Origin of the sequence: Amycolatopsis ponsaeliensis (assembly GCF_030182635.1) — a bacterium.
GTDB classification, from domain to species: Bacteria; Actinomycetota; Actinomycetes; order Mycobacteriales; family Pseudonocardiaceae; genus Amycolatopsis; species Amycolatopsis ponsaeliensis.
Map to the genome: position 1 here is coordinate 1 of NZ_JAPZLD010000036.1, position 16,000 is coordinate 16,000.

Sequence of the window (16,000 nt, forward strand, 5' to 3'; positions counted from 1 at the left end):
CTCGGCCGCAAGGTCCGCCGCCAGCTCGCCCCGATCTGCGCCAGCCTCCGTCTTGGTCTGTCCAACGCCGTGCTCGAAGCCACCAACACCAAAATCCGGCTTTTCACCCGCGTCGCCTTCGGGTTCCGTATGCCCGGGTCCCTGATGGCGCTGGCCATGCTCGCCCTCGGTGGTCACCGACCCGATCTCCCAGGCCGGTGACCACCCACACATCAATACGAAGAGCCCCTTAACGGCACTTCTCAGGGGTGCAGGGTGGGGCGGTAGATGAGCTCCTGGATGTTGCCGTCGAGCGTGCGGGTCTCGAGCAGCTCGAGGTCGAAGTCCTCAGCGCCGGCGAAGATCGGGCCCTCGCCGGTCTTGCCGGTGATGACCGGGTAGAGCGTCACCTGGACGCGGTCGACCATGCCGGCGGCCAGCAGCGCCCGGTTCATCGCCAGGCTCCCGTGCGAGCGCAGCGGCACGTCGGACTCCTTCTTCAGCCGGGCCACGACGTCGACGGCGTCGCCGCTCAGGATGGTCGCGTCCGGCCAGCCGAGCGGTCCTTCGAGGGTGTTCGACACCACGGTGGCCGGCAGGTTGTGCAGCCGTGTCACCCACGGGTCGAGGTCGTCCTCGGGAACGGCGCTCAGCATCTCGGCGGTCATCCGGAAGGTGGTGGCGCCGAAGACGATCCGCTGCTCCTGCTCGTACTGGGCGAGGCGGTGCGCGAGCAGCTCGGGGCCCTGCTTGCCCCAGTAGCCACCCCAGTCGCCGTGGTGGTCGCCGAAGCCGTCGAGGCTGCAGAAGACGTCGAAGGTGTAGGTGGCGGTCATGATGCGCTCCTCGTTGTGGTGAGTTCGGTCAGGTGGTGCAGGGATTCGATGAGGTGCCCGGGTCCGAAGGGCGGGAAGCGGATGCCGCGGTCGCGGACGAACTGCGGCACCCCGGACCAGTCGTAGGTGAGCGTGACTTCGGTTTCGGACGGCCCTCGCGGCACCAGGTCGTAGCGCCAGAGCCAGCCGCCGAACTCCGGTTCGCCGTCGTCCTTTTCGTAGCCCGTCAGCCAGCCGATGAGCCGCGGCGGGTCGAAGAGCTCGACCTTGTTGACGACGCGGTAGTTCCCGTCCGGGTGGTCGTCGTGGTGCATGCCCATCCGGAAGAGCTGGCCCGGCCCGGTCAGCGGCGCCGGGTCGATCGGGTCCCGGACCCAGCCGGTGCCGTCGATCGACGCGTGGGCCGCCGGGTCGGCCAGCACCGCGAACACCGTCGCCGCGGGCACGGCGAACGTCAGGCAGGCACTCACCTTCTCCAGCCCCGTCATGGCGATGTCCTTTCGTCGTCCGGAGCCAGGCGCGCTCGCCGTGTCTCCAGGAAAGTCCGTTCGGTTTCGTTGCCCGCCAAGGCGATCGCCTCGTCGTAGGCGGCGACCGCCTCCGTGGTCCGGCCGAGCCGGGCGAGGAAGTCGGCCCGGGTGGCGGGCAGCAGGTGGTAGCCCGGCAGGTCCAGGTCCTCGATCGTCGCCAGCGCCAATGCCGGGCCGTGCACCTCGGCGACGGCCACCGCGCGGTTGAGCGCGACGATCGGCGTCGGGTTCTGGGCCAGCAGCTGGTCGTAGAGCGCCAGCACCTGCGTCCAGTCGGTCGACGGCCCGTCCGTGTGCACGGCGTTGATCGCGGCCTGCAGCTGGTACGGGCCCGGCCGGTTGCGGCGCAGGCAGCGCCGCACCAGGTCGTGCCCCTCGGCGATCAGCTCCCGGTTCCACCGCGACCGGTCCTGCTCCGCGAGCACCACCAGCTCACCCGAGGGGCCCACGCGGGCGGGCCGCCGGGCTTCGGTGAGCAGGAGCAGCGCCAGCAGCCCGAGGACCTCCGGCTCGTCCGGCATCAGCTCGGCGAGCGCCCGCGCCAGGCGGACGGCGTCGGCGCACAGGTCCGTCCGCAGCAGCTCCCCGGACGTCGACGCGTACCCCTCGTTGAAGATCAGGTATAGCACGGTGAGCACCGAGGCCAGCCGATCGGGGAGCTCGGCGGCGTCCGGCACGCGGTAGGGGATGCCGGCGTCGCGGATCTTCTTCTTCGCGCGGACGATCCGCTGCGAGATGGTCGCTTCCGGGACGAGGTAGGCCCGCGCGATCTCCGGCACCTCGAGCCCGCCGAGCAGGCGCAGCGTCAACGCGGTCTGCGCGAGCGGCGAAAGCGCGGGGTGGCAGCAGGTGAAGATCAGGCGGAGCTGGTCGTCGCGCACGGGTCCCACCTCCTGGAGCTCGTCGGATTGGTTCAGCAGCAACGCCTGCGCGTGCCGGGCCTCACGGGTGGACTCCCGGCGCAGGCGGTCGATCGCCCGGTTGCGGGCGGTGGTCACGATCCACGCGCCGGGGTTGGGCGGCAGCTCTTCGTCCCACTTCGTGACGGCCACGGCGAACGCGTCCTGCACGGCTTCCTCGGCGAGCCCGATGTCCCCGAGGAGGCGCGTCAGCGTGGCCACGCACCGGCCGTACTCCGCCCGGTAGACGCCGTCGAGATCCATCAGCGCCGGCGCGAACCGTCGTCGAACGGGCGCACCTCGATCGGCTGCTCGCAGGCCAGTGAGCACTTCTCGGCCCAGGTCAGCGCCTGGTCGAGGTCTTCGGCCCGGATCACCCAGAACCCGCCGAGCTGTTCCTTCGTCTCGGCGAACGGGCCGTCGGTGAGCGTGGTCGTGCCGCCCGGGGTGCGGACGACCGTGGAAGCGTCCGAGTGCTGCAGGCCGCCGACGAACACCCACACCCCGGCGGCCTTCATCTCGTCGGTGACCTTGCCGGTGCGGGCCAGCTGGGCCTGCACGGCTTCTTCGGGTTCCGGCGGCGCGCTCTCGTCGAGCTGGACGGCCAGCAGGTACTGCTTCATCTCAGGCTCCTTCCTCCGGGTGACCGCTCGGTGCGGGTCTCTCACCTTGGCTACGAACCGGCTCGGCGCCGTTCGACATCCCCCGGAGAAAAGTTTTGAGAAAGGTGGCGGGCTACGCCACCGGGAGCCGGGGCAGGATCACGTTCGCCGCGGTGCGGGCCAGCGCGCACGTGCCGTCGCCCGCCGTGCCCGCCGTCTCCACCACGCTCAGCTCCGCCAGTTCGCGGCGGCCCGGCAGGCCCGGCGCCGGCTGCGTGGTGTCGACCAGGCAGAACGCGCCCTCGACGCGGACCCGCGCCTCGCGCCCGCCCACCGTCTCGGCCGGGGTCGCCGGCTCGTCCGTCTGCACGGTCAGCTTGAAGCTCAGCTTGCCGCGGATGCAGCTGTGCCCGGACAGGCCGGTCGTCGGCCGGCTGCCGGCGCCCGCGACGACGTCGAGGGCGGGGTCGTCCAGCATCGCGCACGGTGCCACGAGGCCCCACGAGCGGTCCGGGAACTTCAGCCGGCCCACCTTGTTCGCGGTGACGGCGGTCAGCGCCGAGCCGACGGCCGCGTCCGCGACCCCGCACCGGCCGGCCTGGTCGGCACCGGCGTCGGTGACCGAGAGGTCGAGCCGGTTGCCGTCGGCGAAGGTGATGGCGCGCGTGCAGGCGCGCTGGTCGTTGAACATCGACTGCTGCACCGCGACGCCGTCGGGCACCGAGCCCTCGTAGGAGTAGGGCTTGATGTTCGGATCGGAGTCGAAGGCCAGCGGCCCCACGAGGATCGTGCGCCCGCCGGCGTCGGCCCGGCAGTTCTCGAACGTCGGGGTGACGGCCGCGCCGGGGGCCACCGCGCCCACGTCGAGCAGGCTGCAGTAGTCGACGGTCCCGAAGTCCCCGAGCGCGGCGGACGCGGTCAGCGGAGTGGGCCCGGAAGACGGTTCGGGAGCGGCCTGGGTCGTCGCGCACCCGGCGGTGAGGAGGGCGCAGAGCATGGCGACGACCAAGGACTGCAGACGCGGGTACACGGTGTGCAAGTATCACCGCATCGCGGCGAAAAACCAGCCCTGACGGGGACATCTCTCAATGTTTTTCGCGCCAGGTCAGGAGAACGCGCAGGTCACCGGATTCCACGCCGGTTTCCCGGGTTTCGCGGGGCTTGCCGAACGTTTTTCGCTTTTACCGTCCCCTAAGGGAAGGATCCTTCCCGCGAGCGATGCGGAAGTGGGTACTCCGGTGGTGAAGTGGAGATATCGGAAGTTCTCCGAAGTTCGAGAAAGGGAAAGACGATGAGCGCACCGGTCACGACCCGACGGCTGTCCCGTCCCCGCTACGGCCGCATGATCGGCGGCGTGTGCGCGGGTCTCGCCCAGCGGTGGGGCATGAAGACCAGCACGGTGCGGTTGCTGGCCGTGCTGTCGTGCCTGCTGCCCGGGCCGCAGTTCGTGGCCTACCTGATCATGTGGGCGATCATCCCGTCGGAGTGACGGCGGTGAGGAAGCCCAGCCAGGCGTCGACGGCGAAGTGCGGGCCGGAGGGATCCTTCGAGTCCCGCACCGCCGCGGCGGTGAAATGAAGGTGACTTCGACGCACGCGGTGTTTTCGTTGCCAGGCAAGGTTGATCACCCCATCAGGGGCGCCAGCAGGACATCGCTTCGTCGACCTCGTCCACGCCGAGCGGCGGGTGCGGCAGCTGGGACGGCTTGCCGGGCTGCGCGCGCAGGCCGTCCAGGAGCATCGCGAGGCAGCGGCGCCACAGGTCCGGCTCCACCGCGGACGTGAACTCGATCGCCGAGCCGACCATCATGTGCAGGAGCGGGATGTCCGTCGGGGCGAAGTCGGCGCGCAGGCCGCCCGCCTCCTGGGCCCGTTCGACGAGCCGTGTGATCAACGGCACCATGCGGGCTTTCTCTTCGGCGACGTGCTCGTGGCCGAACTTGTTGGACAGCATGATCTCGCGCAGCCCGCGGTCCCCGGAGTGCAGTTCGATCGACTTCCAGGTGAACTCGACGAACGCCTGCCAGGGGTCGTCGGCCTTCAGCGCCTCTTCGGCGAGGTCGCCGATCTCCTCCATGCGCTCGGCGAACATGGCCTCGACCAGGTGTTCCTTGCTGGGGAAGCGGCGGTACACCGTGCCGACGCCGAGACCGGCGTGGTGGGCGATGTCGTCGAGGGTGGCTTCGAGGCCTCGTCGGCCGAAGACTTCCCGGGCCGACGCGAGGATGCGGCGGCGGTTGAGTTCGGCGTCGCGCCGCAGCGGCCGCGCCGGTGCGGCGGGACCTGCGTCCCGTGTCATGCGTCCCAGTCTACCAATCAAGTAGAGGCGCCCTCTCCGGTTCTTGTGTACCTTGGGTCGCGTAAGGGGAGATACCTACTCCACATAGCTTCCTGATCACTCCCAGTGAGGGGACACCCATGTCCGAATCCACTCTCGCCGTCGCGCCGCCGGGGGACGCGCGCGCCGCCGAGAACCCCCACCACAGCCGGCGGTGGCTGATCCTGGTGATGATCGGCCTGGCACAGCTGATGGTCGTGCTCGACGCGACCGTCGTGAACATCGCGTTGCCGTCCGCCCAGGTCGACCTGGGCTTTTCCAACGACGCCCGCCAGTGGGTCGTCACGGCCTACGCGCTCGCGTTCGGCAGCCTGCTGCTGCTCGGCGGGCGGCTCGCGGACCTCTTCGGCCGCAAGAACGCCCTGCTCGTCGGCCTGGCCGGGTTCGCCGCGGTGTCCGCGCTCGGGGGAGCGGCGAGCAACATCGAAATGCTGCTGATCGCCCGTGCGGCCCAGGGTGTGTTCGGCGCGCTGCTGGCGCCGGCCGCGCTTTCGCTGCTCACCACGACGTTCACCGACCCGAAGGAACGCGGCCGCGCGTTCGGCGTGTTCGGCGCCATCGGCGGTGGCGGCGCGGCGGTCGGGCTGCTGCTCGGCGGCGTGCTCACCGAGTACCTCGACTGGCGCTGGTGCATGTTCGTGAACATCATCTTCGCGGTCGCCGCGTTCGTCGGCAGCTCGGTCCTGCTGCGCAACCAGAAGGACGACGGCCCGCGCCCGAAGCTCGACCTGCCGGGCACGGTCACCGCGTCGGCCGGCCTGTTCGCGCTGGTCTACGGCTTCGCGAACGCCTCGTCGAACTCGTGGTCGTCGGCGTCGGTGTGGGGCTTCCTCACGGCCGGCGTCGTGCTGCTGGGTGTGTTCGTGTGGCTGCAGCAGCGCGTCTCGCACCCGCTGCTCCCGCTGCGCGTGCTGCTGGACCGCAACCGCGGCGGCTCGTACCTGGCGATGTTCCTGCTCGCCATCGGCATGTTCGCGATCTTCCTGTTCCTGACGTTCTACGTGCAGCAGAACCTGAAGTTCACGCCGATCGAGAGCGGCCTCGGCTTCCTGCCGATGGTCGCGACGCTGATGCTGGCCGCCACTTCGGCGACGGCCGTCCTGCTGCCGCGGTTCGGCCCGCGGCCGCTGGTGCCGACGGGCATGGCGATCGCCGCGGTCGGCCTGTTCTGGCTGAGCGGCATCGGTCTCGAGAGCACGTACGCGAGCGGCGTGCTCGGCCCGCTGCTGGTGATGGGCTTCGGCATCGGCCTGGCGATGGCGCCGGCGATGAGCGTCGCGACGTTCGGCGTCGAGGCGCACGACGCGGGTGTCGCGTCGGCCGCGGTCAACACGATGCAGCAGGTCGGCGGCTCGATCGGCACGGCGCTGCTGTCGACGCTGGCCGGCAACGCGGCGACGTCGTACCTCGTGGGCAAGGTCCCGACGCCGCAGCTGGCGGCCGAGGCGGCGATCGAGAGCTACACGACGGCGTTCACCTGGGCGGCGGTGATCTTCGTGGTGGGTGCGGTGCTCAGCGGCCTGCTGCTCCAGTCGGGCGCCCCGAAGGGCGAAGCCGCCCCCGGCGCCGTTCACATGTGAGTTTCGCTTGAACCTTCCCGGCCCTCCGCGCACTAGTAACACTGAGAACGTGCGAAGGGGGGCCGGGTGGGGGCGTCGAGAGACCTCGATTTCAGCGAGTACTTCGCCGCGCGGGTGCAGCGGTTCCGCCGGGTGGCGTTCGCCTTCTGCGGCGACTGGCACCAGGCGGAGGACCTGGTCCAGGCCATGTTCGTGCAGCTGTACCGGCGCTGGCGCCGCGTCCGGCCGGGCACGGTCGACGCGTACGCGCGCCGCATCCTGCTGAACCTCTTCCTGGCCGGCCGTCGTGGGCCGGTCCGCGAGTACGTGACTTCGTCCCCTCCGGACCAGGAGTCGCCACCGGGCCGCGACACCCCCGTGCGCCTCGACGTGGAGCGCGCCCTCGCCGGGCTCACGCCGCGGCAGCGCGCGATGGTCGTCCTGCGGTTCCTCGAAGACCTCCCGGTGGCGGAGGTCGCTTCGCTGCTCGGCGTCGCCGAGGGCACGGTCAAGTCCCAGACGGCCCGCGGGGTCGAAGCCCTGCGCGCGGTCCTGCCCGCGCCGACGGCGGAGGAGCGGTGATGGAAGACGTCCGGACCGCCTTGACGGCTTATGTGACCGAAGGCGAGCCCCCGCTGGGTCTCTCCGGGGACGCGGTGCTTTCGGCCGCCCGCCTTTCGCGCCGACGGCACCTGCTGACCGGCGCGGTGGCCTTGGCCGTCGTGGTCCTCGCGCTGGGGCTGGCGGTGGTGGTGCTGCCGCACCGGGCCGAAGTCGCGAACCGCCCGTGTCCCACGGCATCGGACACTCGCGGCGCGCTGGTCGACCGGCTGAGCTGCGTGGTGGGCAACGCCGTCCGATCGCTGTTGTCGCCGGACGCGCAGATCTCGCGGCTGACGATCCCGGGGGAGACCCCGCCGGAGGACCCGTTCCACTTGATCGCGGACCCGGTGGGCGACGCCCCGCGGGAGGCCCTCTTCCACCTGGGGGTCCGGGTCACCGACGAGCGGGGTTCGGGGTCGGTGTACGTGCTGATGCTGCCGTCCGGGGCAGCGGGGACCCCGCGCTGCGGCCGCCTCACCGCGCCCGAGATCAGGTGCGGCATCGAGCAGCTCCCCGAAGGCGGCTTGATGCTGACGACGGACCGGTCGTCGGGTGCGCTGAGCTACCGGGCGACGCTGTCGGCGCCGTGGGGGTACGTGCAGTTCTGGTCGAACAACAGCGGAGTGCTGGAGCAGAACGACGTCCGGCTGCCGGAACAACGCCCGGAGCCGGTGCTGACGCAGGACCAGGTTCGGCAGCTGGCGTTGACGCCGGGCCTGGACCTCTAGGGGCGGCGGGAGCGGAGCGTCTCGATGACGTCGTCGTCCCAGCGATGGGTCCGGATCAGCCGGTACCGCTCCGCCGCCACCCACATGTAAGCCTCGGCATCGGTCCGATCCCCGACCATGCCCGCCTGCCGCAACATCCCCACCACCGGCACGAACTCCTCGTCGAACCACCGCTGCGCGATGCTCGCCCGGTCGCAGAACTTGCCTTCGTCCTGCATCAGCCGGAAACCCCACGCCTCCACGTGTTCGCCCAGCTTCGCGTAGTCCCACGGGTCCGACACGATCACCGACGCCCGCGCGTGGCCGGTCAGTGGCACCCGCTCCAGGAACAGCCGCCGGTAGTCCTTGACGATCAGGTCGCCTCGATGGCGGATGCCGCTCGGGTCCAGTTTGGTCCGGACGACCGTCACCGATGCCTCTATTGTGGACAGTCCCTGCGCGAGCGCCACCGACACGCGGTGGTGGCCGTCGATGATGAAGTGCAGCTCGCCCACGCGGTACACCTCGATCGGCGGGATTTCCTCGCCGCGGCGCGCCGCCAGCGCCAGGCGCTCCCAGCGTTCGCGGACCCGGGCCGACGTCGGGCGGAAGCGGCGGTCGAAGTCGCGGCTGCGGTCGACCGTGCCGGCGATCGAGTCCAGCTTGATCACCCGCGGGCCGATCCGGCTCTCGCCGAGATAACCGAGCGCCTCCACCACCTCGTGGAACGGCAGCATGATGTTGACGTCGTCGGGCTCGCGGCGCAGCCACGTCGAAAGCCGCGAGAGCACCTGGCCCCGGCGCGCGCGGAGGAAGTCGTTCTCCGCGTCGGCGCGGGGGAAGCCCGTCTCTTTCATGAGAACTCCATGATCCGGTGGCCCACCACGTTGCGGATCCGCGTTTCACCGACGACCCGGTCCGGCACCGGCTCGCCGTGGGGGTGGATGTGCCCGTGCAGCAACCACTTCGGGCGCAGCACGTCGATCGTCCGGTGCAGGCACGCGAACCCGCGGTGCGGCGGGTCCGCCCGGTCGCCGAGGTCCAGTGGCGGCGAATGCGTCAGCAGGACGTCGACGTCACGGCCGTCGCGGCGACGCCGCCACTTCGCGCGCCGCACCAGGCCGCGGGCCCGGCGTGCCTGCTGGCGTTGCGTCCACTGGTTCGGCCCGTCGTTGTAGCGGATCGACCCGCCGAGCCCGGCGAACCGGAGCCCGGCGACGTCGACGACCCGGCCGTCGGCGTTGACGCCGCCCGCCGGCCCCGGCCAGACCGTGGGGAAACCGTCCTTCATGGACAGCCCGCCGTAGCGGGTGTAGCCGCTCAGGTCCGGGTCGTGGTTGCCGGGCACGAACACGCACGGCGCGTCGAGCGCGCTGGCCAGGAACGCCAGGTAGTCGTAGGGGAGGTCGCCGGCGCCGATGACGAGGTCGACCGGGCAGCCGCGGACCGCGCTGGTCCACAGCCGCTCGTCGACCTCGTCGGAGACGACCAGCGCTTTCGGCATGGCCCCAGGGTACGACCCGGGGGCGTCATTTCATCCCGTGCGCGAACCCCGGGTCGGCGACGATGACGAAAGTGATGACGACGATCCACAGCACGCTGAGCGCGAGCGCCCAGAACTTCAGGTTGGACAGCATCCTGGACATGAGAAATCTCCTGTACGGAATCCGGTGGAGAAAGGGGACCTAGAGCCAGCCGTTCTTCCGGAATATTCGGTACAGCAACAGGCAGATCGCCAGGATCACCGTGATCACCAGCGGGTACCCGAACTTCCAGTGCAGCTCGGGCAGGTAGTCGAAGTTCATCCCGTAGATGCCCGCGATCATCGTCGGCACGGTGATGATCGCCGCCCACGACGTGATCTTGCGCATGTCGGTGTTCTGCTGCAGGGAGATCTTCGCGACCGTCGCGTCGACCAGGGTGGACAGCAGCTCGTCGAACGCCGCCACCCGCTCGGACACGGTCGTGAGGTGGTCGGCGACGTCGCGGAAGTAGGAGCGGACCTCGTCCGGCACCAGCCGCGTGTACCCCTCGGCGAGCCGCTGGATCGGCGTCGCGAGCGGCATCACCGCGCGGCGCAGCTCGAGGACCTCCCGCTTCATCAGGTAGATCTGCTCGGCGCTGACCTGCGACCGCGGCGCGAAGACCTGTGCCTCCATCACGTCGATGTCGTTCTCGATCCGGCCCGTGACGTCGAGGTAGTGGTCGACGACGTGGTCGGTGATCGCGTGCACGACCGCGGACGGCCCGAGCTGCAGGCGCTCGGCGTCCTCGTCCAGCTCGCGGCGCAGGCGCGCCAGGCCCGAGTGGTTCCCGTGGCGGACGGTGATCACGAAGTCCCGGCCGAGGAACACCATGAGCTCGCCGGTCTCGACGATCTCGTTCGCCGTGGTGGGGGACTCGTGTTCGACGTACCGGACGGTCTTGACCACCAGGAAGAGCGTGTCGTCGTAGCGCTCCAGCTTCGGGCGCTGGTGCGCTTCGAGCGCGTCTTCGACGGCCAGCTCGTGCAGGCCGAACGTCTCCGCGATGCCCTGGATCTGCTCGGAGTCGGGCTCGTGCAGCCCGATCCAGACGAAGCCCTCGTGCCGCTTCCGGACCTCTTTGATCGCCTCGATGTGCGTCCAGCGGCCGGGCAGGCGTTCACCCGCGACGTACACCGCGCAGTCGACGACGTACGCGGACAGCGGCACCGGAACCGGACGGACGGGGACGGCGCCCTTGTTGCCGCGGCCGCGAAGGCCGCCGAGCGAGGGAATGGCAGGCATGGGATCTCCTGGGCGTCGTGCGTGGTCGTGCGAGACGACTGACCAGGGCGGAAACGCGTCCGCCCGGCGACACCAGCGTTCCCGGGAAAGGGCCTACCAGGAGATGAGCCGGCCGGCGGGTGTGGTGGGAACGCTGGGACTACTAGGGAGCGGACTATCGCCACTACTCATCGGGGTTCCTCACCTCCTTCGGGCCGGGGCGGAGAGTGGTGGGGCTCGCGTTGACGCGCGAGAACCAATGGTTGAGGGTACTCCTCACTACGGATGCGTGTCGTACCAGCCTCACGCGGTGTTACGCGAACAGGAGAAGACGAGTGCAGTTCGGTCGGTACTACGAGGAGTTCGAGGTCGGTGCGGTCTACAAGCACTGGCCGGGCAAAACGGTCACCGAATACGACGACCACCTCTTCTGCCTGATCACCATGAACCACCACCCGCTGCACCTGGACGCGCACTACGCCGAAGAGACCACCGACTTCGGCAAGAACGTCGTGGTCGGGAACTACGTCTATTCGCTGCTGCTCGGGATGTCGGTGCCCGACGTCTCCGGCAAGGCCATCGCGAACCTCGAGGTCGAGTCGCTGAAGCACGTCAAGCCGACCTTCCACGGCGACACCATCTACGGCGAGACCGAGGTGCTGGACAAGACGCCGTCGAAGTCCAAGGACGACCGCGGCGTCGTGTACGTCGAGACGCGCGGGTACAAGCAGGATGGCCTGATCGTGTGCACCTTCCGGCGGAAGGTGATGGTGCCGAAGCGCTCCTACGGGGAAACTCGGGGCGGGGAGCAGCCGGGCCGGCCGGTGCCGCACGAATGAGGCTGTGTACACGGATGAGGCGTTGATGGACCTGGACAGCATCAAAGAAGTTCTCCGCACGTTCGCGGAAGTCGAGGCTCGCGGCGTCTCGCCGCTGTACGAGCACCTGGCGCTGCAGGCGGCCGAGGACGATGACATCGCCGGGCTGCTCGCCTCGGCCCGCGACGGCGAGGTGCGGGCGACGCTGCTGATGGCGACCGCGCACCGGCTCGTGCAGGCCGACCCCATCCACCCGCTCTCGCGGTACTACCCGTCGCTGGGCGGCTTCGACGGCGTCGACTCGGAGACCTGGCCGCTGTTCCGGTCGTTCCTGCTGGAGCGGGCGGACAAGGCCCGGTCCTTGATTTCGTCGCGTTATACGCAGACGAACGAGGTCCGCCGGGCGGCGCTGCTGTACCCGGGCGTCGCGCGGGCGGCGAAGGAAGCGGGCGGGAAGGTTTCCCTGCTGGAGGTCGGCTGCAGTGCGGGGCTCCTGCTGGGGCTGGACCGCTTCGGCTACCGCTACCAGTGCGACGGCGGCGAGCAGCTGACGGCAGGCCCGGCGAAGACCCCGGTCGGGCTGCACTGCGCACTCGACCTGGCCCCCGGCGCGGTGGCGCCGAAGCTGCCGAAGAAGCTGTCCGTGCTCGACCGGGCCGGCCTCGACCGGGCCCCGGTGGACCTCTCGGACGAGGACGAGCTGGCGTGGCTGGAGGCGTGCGTCTGGGCCGACCAGCCGGACCGCATCCGCCTGCTGCGGACGGCGGCGGCCGAGCAGGCGAAGCACCGCCCCCGGTTCATCACGGGCGACGGCGTCGACGACCTCGCTTCGGCGGCCGCGTCGCTGGAGGGGCCGCTGGTCGTGGTGACGAGCCACGCGCTGGCGTACTTCGCGGCTCCTCGGCGTGCCGAGTTCGTGGCTTCGTTGGCTGAGCTGGCGGCGTCGCGGCCGTTGTGGTGGGTTTCGGAGGAGTTCTACGGCGCCGGGCTGGAGACGGTGTTGCCGGGGCGGTCGGACCTGGTGGGGGACGGGCTGGCGACGTTGGGTGTCGTGCGGTGGGAGGACGGGAAGGCGGAGGCCCATGCCTTGGCCCGGACCGCGCCGCACGGGCAGCGGATGACCTGGTTGCCGCTGTAGGCGGACGGCTCGGGTCTCTCCGGTGGTACCGGGTGCGGTTCGGGACCGGCGGCCGTGCACCTTCACCTCACCCGGGCTCCCCGCCCTTCCCGCCGCTGAGGATCGAGCTTCGCCCGGGCGGGCCCGCCGGCGGCGCGATCCTGGTCCCGGCGACTCGGCCGGACCTGCCCAGGGAGCGCGAGCCGGCTCGGGCGCCGGTGCCACTGGAACACCCCTCGAAGGCGCAGGCGCGATGTCCTGAATGACTCATTCACGACCTCCCAAGTCCTGAATGAGTCATTCAGGACGCAGGACAGGCCTCCTCAAGCCCGCGGCAGCGCTTTCCAGTCGCGGAGCGTGACATAAAGCAGGTCCACCAGTTCCCCGGCGGCCTCGAGCGCGGAAAGGTCTGCCGCTTCGGCCCAACGCGCGTCCGAGGCGTCGTCACCTGCCGTGAGAGTCCCGCCCGCGACCTCGCACCAGTAGTCGTGGATTTCGTACCGCCCCCGGGTCACGGTCCCGACCAGTGTGCCGGGAATCACGTCGAGCCCCGTCTCCTCCAGCAACTCCCGGACCACGGCCTCTTTGTCTGATTCGCCCGGTTCGACTCGGCCACCCGGCAGCGACCATTGCCCCGAACCGGGGTCATTCGCCCGCCTGATGAGGAGCAAGCGGCCGTGCGAGTCGAACGCGATCCCGCCGACACAGCGGATCGTGGCGTCCCCGGGTGCTTCCATGCCCCCACGGTAGACGTGACCGACTTGAAAACGGATGTCCTGTACACGGAGAGTAGCCATACGGTACACTTCGGACCGCGTGCTGCCCCAAGCGCGGGACTTACCTCCCGTGTGCCTGTTCAGTGCGGTACAACGTAAAAGTCAGGATTTCTGCTGTTGTCCGGTGTCACCGTAAGAGACGGGATTTGATCGCGGTGAACGTGAAGAAGATTGCGGGCCTCGCCGGTATCGCGTTGGTGCTGTTCTTCGTCATTGCCCAGCCGGGTCAGGCCGCTGGCCTTGTCGGCAATATCGTCCAGTTCCTCCGGGACTCGGCCGAATCGGTGATCACCTTCGTCAGCAACGTGTTCAAGGGCTGATCGCGGGGCTAGGCTCGTACCATGTTCGCGCCTCGCGATCCCGACGAGTACCTCCTCGACACCGAGCGGCGGGTCATCCGGATCCGCCGCCACTGGGCGGTGCTGCTGTGGGACACCTTCGAAGCGGCCGCACTGCTGGCCGTCTGCGTCCTGGTGTCCTACCTGCTGCCACCGGCGTTGTACATCGGCCAGAACCTGCTCTGGTACGTCGCGCTGCTCGTCGTGCTGCGGTTCGCCTACGTGGTGATGGAGTGGTGGGTCGAGCGCCTGGTGGTCACCGACAAGCGGTTCGTGATGACCACCGGGGTGTTCACGACCAAGGTGCTGATGATGCCGATCAGCAAGGTCACCGACCTCAGCTACGTGCGCACCGCCACCGGCCGCATGATGGGCTACGGCACGATGGTCGTGGAGTCGGCCGGTCAGATCCAGGCCCTCAACAAGATCGACTTCCTGCCGAAGCCCGAAGAGTTCTACGACACGATCTCGGAGCTCGTCTTCGGCGACAAGCAGAAGCAGGCCGAGCGCTTCTCGATGATCAAGGCCCAGCGGGCCGCCCGCGGCAAGAAGCCCGTCGGCTGACTCAGCCCGCCGCACCTGTGACGTAGCGCATCGTCGACAATGGACGCAATGCGCATCGACCTGCACGCCCATTCCACCGCTTCCGACGGCACCGACTCGCCGGCCGGGCTCGTCGCCGCGGCCGCGAAAGCCGGGCTCGACGTCGTCGCGATCACCGACCACGACACCACCGCGGGCTGGGCCCCGGCCACCGCGGCCATCCCACCAGGCCTGACGCTGGTGCCCGGCGCCGAGCTCTCGACCGTCTCGATCGACCCCGAGACCGGCCGGCAGATCAGCGTCCACCTGCTCGCCTACCTCTTCGACCCCACGTCGGAGCCCGTCGTCACCGAGCAGACCCGGCTGCGCGTCGAGCGCCGCACGCGGCTGCGCCGGATGGCCGAGCGGATGGCCGCCGACGGCCTCCCGATCGACGCCGACGAGATCTTCGGCCTGCTCCCCGAGGACTCGCCGCCCGGGCGCCCGCACCTGGCCCAGGCGCTGGTCCGGGCCGGGCTGGTCAAGTCCGTCGACGAGGCTTTCGCCGACTACCTCAGCCCGCGCCGCGGCTACTACGTCGCCCGCCGCGACACGCCCGTCGAGGAAGCCATCGACATGATCAGCGCGGCCGGCGGCGTCACGGTCATCGCGCACCCCTTCGCCTTCAGTCGCGGCGCCACGATCAGCGAGGACACCCTCGCCGGCCTGGCCGCGCACGGGCTCACCGGCGTCGAGGCCGACCACCCGAACCACGACGCGCCGACGCGGGCCCGCACCCGCGCGCTGGCCGGCGAGCTCGGCCTGCTCGTCACCGGGTCCAGCGACTACCACGGCACGAACAAGACGATCGCGCTCGGCGAGTGCACCACCGACCCCGGGCAGCTCGAGGAGCTCGTCGCGCGCGCGACGGGCTTCCAGGTCGTGAAGGGCTGACATGGCCGTCGCCGACTTCTTCGACGCGAAACTCTTCATGAGCGCGACGATCACCCTGGTCGTCATCATGGACCCGCCCGGCACCGTGCCGGTGTTCCTCAGCCTGGTCGGCCGCAAGCCGGTGGCGACGCGGGCGCGCGCCGCCCGCCAGGCCGTGCTGGTGTCACTGCTGGTCATCAGCCTGTTCGCGGTCGCCGGCCAGGCGATCCTGGCCTACCTCGGCATCGGCATCCCGGCGCTGCAGGGCGCCGGCGGCCTGCTGCTCCTGCTCATCGCGCTGCAGCTGCTGACCGGCAACGGCCACGAGGCCGAAGCGGCCACGGAGGACGTCAACGTCGCCCTCGTGCCGCTCGGGACGCCGCTGCTGGCCGGGCCCGGCGCGATCGCCGCGACCATCGTGTTCGTCCGGCAGGCCGACGGCCACGTCGGCGCGTACATCGCGCTGGCGCTGGCGATCGTGATGACGCACTTCGTGATCTACATCTGCATGCGCTACTCCGGCGTCGTCATCCGGCTGATCAAGGAAAGCGGCATCACGCTGCTGGCCAAGGTGGCCGGTCTGCTGCTCGCCGCCATCGCCGTGGAGCTCGTCGCGAACTCCGTCCGGGGCTTCATCGCCGGCGGCAACTGACCCCGCCTTTCGGGTTGTCCTGCCGGACAGGAACCGCCGGCTTCG

General features: G+C 70.0%; 22 protein-coding genes. 11 read left to right on the forward strand and 11 right to left on the reverse strand.

Annotation, left to right across the window (positions count from 1 at the left end; genetic code table 11):
• Positions 1-201, forward strand: a 201-nt coding sequence (locus QQ657_RS39280) for a transposase (protein WP_284747423.1), incomplete at its 5' end; no start/stop codon positions are given.
• Positions 202-242: 41 nt separating this feature from the next.
• Here QQ657_RS39280 and QQ657_RS39285 read toward each other — a convergent pair.
• The 5 genes from QQ657_RS39285 to QQ657_RS39305 all read right to left on the reverse strand — a co-directional run bounded on the left by QQ657_RS39285 (position 243) and on the right by QQ657_RS39305 (position 3,876).
• Positions 243-815, reverse strand: coding sequence for a dihydrofolate reductase family protein (locus QQ657_RS39285; protein WP_284747424.1), 573 nt, complete (start codon positions 813-815; stop codon positions 243-245).
• Positions 812-1,303: an SRPBCC family protein gene (locus QQ657_RS39290; RefSeq protein WP_284747425.1), complete on the reverse strand. Its 492-nt coding sequence runs from the start codon at positions 1,301-1,303 to the stop codon at positions 812-814. Before QQ657_RS39290 ends, QQ657_RS39285 begins: the two co-directional genes overlap by 4 nt.
• On the reverse strand, positions 1,300-2,508 hold the full coding sequence (locus tag QQ657_RS39295) for an RNA polymerase sigma factor (protein ID WP_284747426.1): 1,209 nt from the start codon (positions 2,506-2,508) through the stop codon (positions 1,300-1,302). The genes QQ657_RS39290 and QQ657_RS39295 overlap by 4 nt, the downstream gene beginning before the upstream one ends.
• Positions 2,508-2,867, reverse strand: coding sequence for a YciI family protein (locus QQ657_RS39300; RefSeq protein ID WP_284747427.1), 360 nt, complete (start codon positions 2,865-2,867; stop codon positions 2,508-2,510). The genes QQ657_RS39295 and QQ657_RS39300 overlap by 1 nt, the downstream gene beginning before the upstream one ends.
• Positions 2,868-2,979: 112 nt before the next feature.
• The gene (locus tag QQ657_RS39305) at positions 2,980-3,876 is read right to left on the reverse strand and encodes a hypothetical protein (RefSeq protein WP_434056824.1); all 897 of its coding nucleotides are present in this window, start codon (positions 3,874-3,876) and stop codon (positions 2,980-2,982) included.
• 261 nt (positions 3,877-4,137) lie between these two features.
• On the opposite strand from QQ657_RS39305, the gene QQ657_RS39310 reads away from it, so the two are divergent.
• Entirely contained in the window at positions 4,138-4,335 is a 198-nt protein-coding gene (locus QQ657_RS39310; RefSeq protein WP_284747428.1) for a PspC domain-containing protein, read from the forward strand.
• Here the strand turns inward: QQ657_RS39310 and QQ657_RS56815 are convergent.
• Together QQ657_RS56815 and QQ657_RS39315 are read right to left on the reverse strand one after the other, a co-directional pair.
• Positions 4,319-4,474: a DUF397 domain-containing protein gene (locus QQ657_RS56815; protein WP_350310741.1), complete on the reverse strand. Its 156-nt coding sequence runs from the start codon at positions 4,472-4,474 to the stop codon at positions 4,319-4,321. The genes QQ657_RS39310 and QQ657_RS56815 overlap by 17 nt on opposite strands.
• Positions 4,475-4,478: 4 nt before the next feature.
• Positions 4,479-5,144, reverse strand: a complete 666-nt coding sequence (locus tag QQ657_RS39315; RefSeq protein WP_284747429.1) for a TetR/AcrR family transcriptional regulator — start codon at positions 5,142-5,144, stop codon at positions 4,479-4,481.
• Between the two features lie 119 nt (positions 5,145-5,263).
• Between QQ657_RS39315 and QQ657_RS39320 the strand changes: the two genes are divergently transcribed.
• From QQ657_RS39320 to QQ657_RS39330, 3 genes are all read left to right on the forward strand, one after another.
• A complete protein-coding gene (locus tag QQ657_RS39320) occupies positions 5,264-6,763 on the forward strand; it encodes an MFS transporter (RefSeq protein ID WP_284747430.1) in 1,500 nt (499 codons plus the stop codon).
• 66 nt (positions 6,764-6,829) lie between these two features.
• On the forward strand, positions 6,830-7,324 hold the full coding sequence (locus tag QQ657_RS39325; protein WP_284747431.1) for a SigE family RNA polymerase sigma factor: 495 nt from the start codon (positions 6,830-6,832) through the stop codon (positions 7,322-7,324).
• Positions 7,324-8,073: a hypothetical protein gene (locus QQ657_RS39330; RefSeq protein ID WP_284747432.1), complete on the forward strand. Its 750-nt coding sequence runs from the start codon at positions 7,324-7,326 to the stop codon at positions 8,071-8,073. Before QQ657_RS39325 ends, QQ657_RS39330 begins: the two co-directional genes overlap by 1 nt.
• Here QQ657_RS39330 and QQ657_RS39335 read toward each other — a convergent pair.
• From QQ657_RS39335 to corA, 3 genes are all read right to left on the reverse strand, one after another.
• Entirely contained in the window at positions 8,070-8,909 is an 840-nt protein-coding gene (locus QQ657_RS39335; RefSeq protein WP_284747433.1) for a chromosome partitioning protein ParB, read from the reverse strand. The genes QQ657_RS39330 and QQ657_RS39335 overlap by 4 nt on opposite strands.
• Entirely contained in the window at positions 8,906-9,556 is a 651-nt protein-coding gene (locus tag QQ657_RS39340) for a metallophosphoesterase family protein (protein ID WP_284747434.1), read from the reverse strand. Before QQ657_RS39340 ends, QQ657_RS39335 begins: the two co-directional genes overlap by 4 nt.
• Before the next feature lie 181 nt (positions 9,557-9,737).
• On the reverse strand, positions 9,738-10,820 hold the full coding sequence (gene corA / locus QQ657_RS39345) for a magnesium/cobalt transporter CorA (protein ID WP_284747435.1): 1,083 nt from the start codon (positions 10,818-10,820) through the stop codon (positions 9,738-9,740).
• A gap of 314 nt (positions 10,821-11,134) precedes the next feature.
• Between corA and QQ657_RS39350 the strand changes: the two genes are divergently transcribed.
• A complete protein-coding gene (locus tag QQ657_RS39350; protein WP_013223004.1) occupies positions 11,135-11,638 on the forward strand; it encodes a MaoC family dehydratase in 504 nt (167 codons plus the stop codon).
• A gap of 25 nt (positions 11,639-11,663) precedes the next feature.
• Entirely contained in the window at positions 11,664-12,755 is a 1,092-nt protein-coding gene (locus tag QQ657_RS39355) for a DUF2332 domain-containing protein (RefSeq protein ID WP_284747436.1), read from the forward strand.
• 302 nt (positions 12,756-13,057) lie between these two features.
• On the opposite strand, the gene QQ657_RS39360 is transcribed toward QQ657_RS39355, so the two are convergent.
• The gene (locus QQ657_RS39360) at positions 13,058-13,471 is read right to left on the reverse strand and encodes an NUDIX hydrolase (RefSeq protein WP_284747437.1); all 414 of its coding nucleotides are present in this window, start codon (positions 13,469-13,471) and stop codon (positions 13,058-13,060) included.
• A 194-nt stretch (positions 13,472-13,665) separates the two neighbouring features.
• Here QQ657_RS39360 and QQ657_RS39365 point away from each other — a divergent pair, with 194 nt between their 5' ends.
• The 4 genes from QQ657_RS39365 to QQ657_RS39380 are packed head-to-tail and all read left to right on the forward strand — an operon-like array spanning position 13,666 to position 15,955.
• Entirely contained in the window at positions 13,666-13,830 is a 165-nt protein-coding gene (locus tag QQ657_RS39365; RefSeq protein ID WP_196425937.1) for a hypothetical protein, read from the forward strand.
• Positions 13,831-13,851: 21 nt separating this feature from the next.
• The gene (locus QQ657_RS39370; RefSeq protein ID WP_284747438.1) at positions 13,852-14,412 is read left to right on the forward strand and encodes a PH domain-containing protein; all 561 of its coding nucleotides are present in this window, start codon (positions 13,852-13,854) and stop codon (positions 14,410-14,412) included.
• Positions 14,413-14,451: 39 nt separating this feature from the next.
• Positions 14,452-15,324: a PHP domain-containing protein gene (locus tag QQ657_RS39375; RefSeq protein ID WP_284747439.1), complete on the forward strand. Its 873-nt coding sequence runs from the start codon at positions 14,452-14,454 to the stop codon at positions 15,322-15,324.
• A gap of 1 nt (position 15,325) precedes the next feature.
• A complete protein-coding gene (locus QQ657_RS39380; RefSeq protein ID WP_284747440.1) occupies positions 15,326-15,955 on the forward strand; it encodes a MarC family protein in 630 nt (209 codons plus the stop codon).
• Positions 15,956-16,000 lie beyond the last annotated feature (45 nt).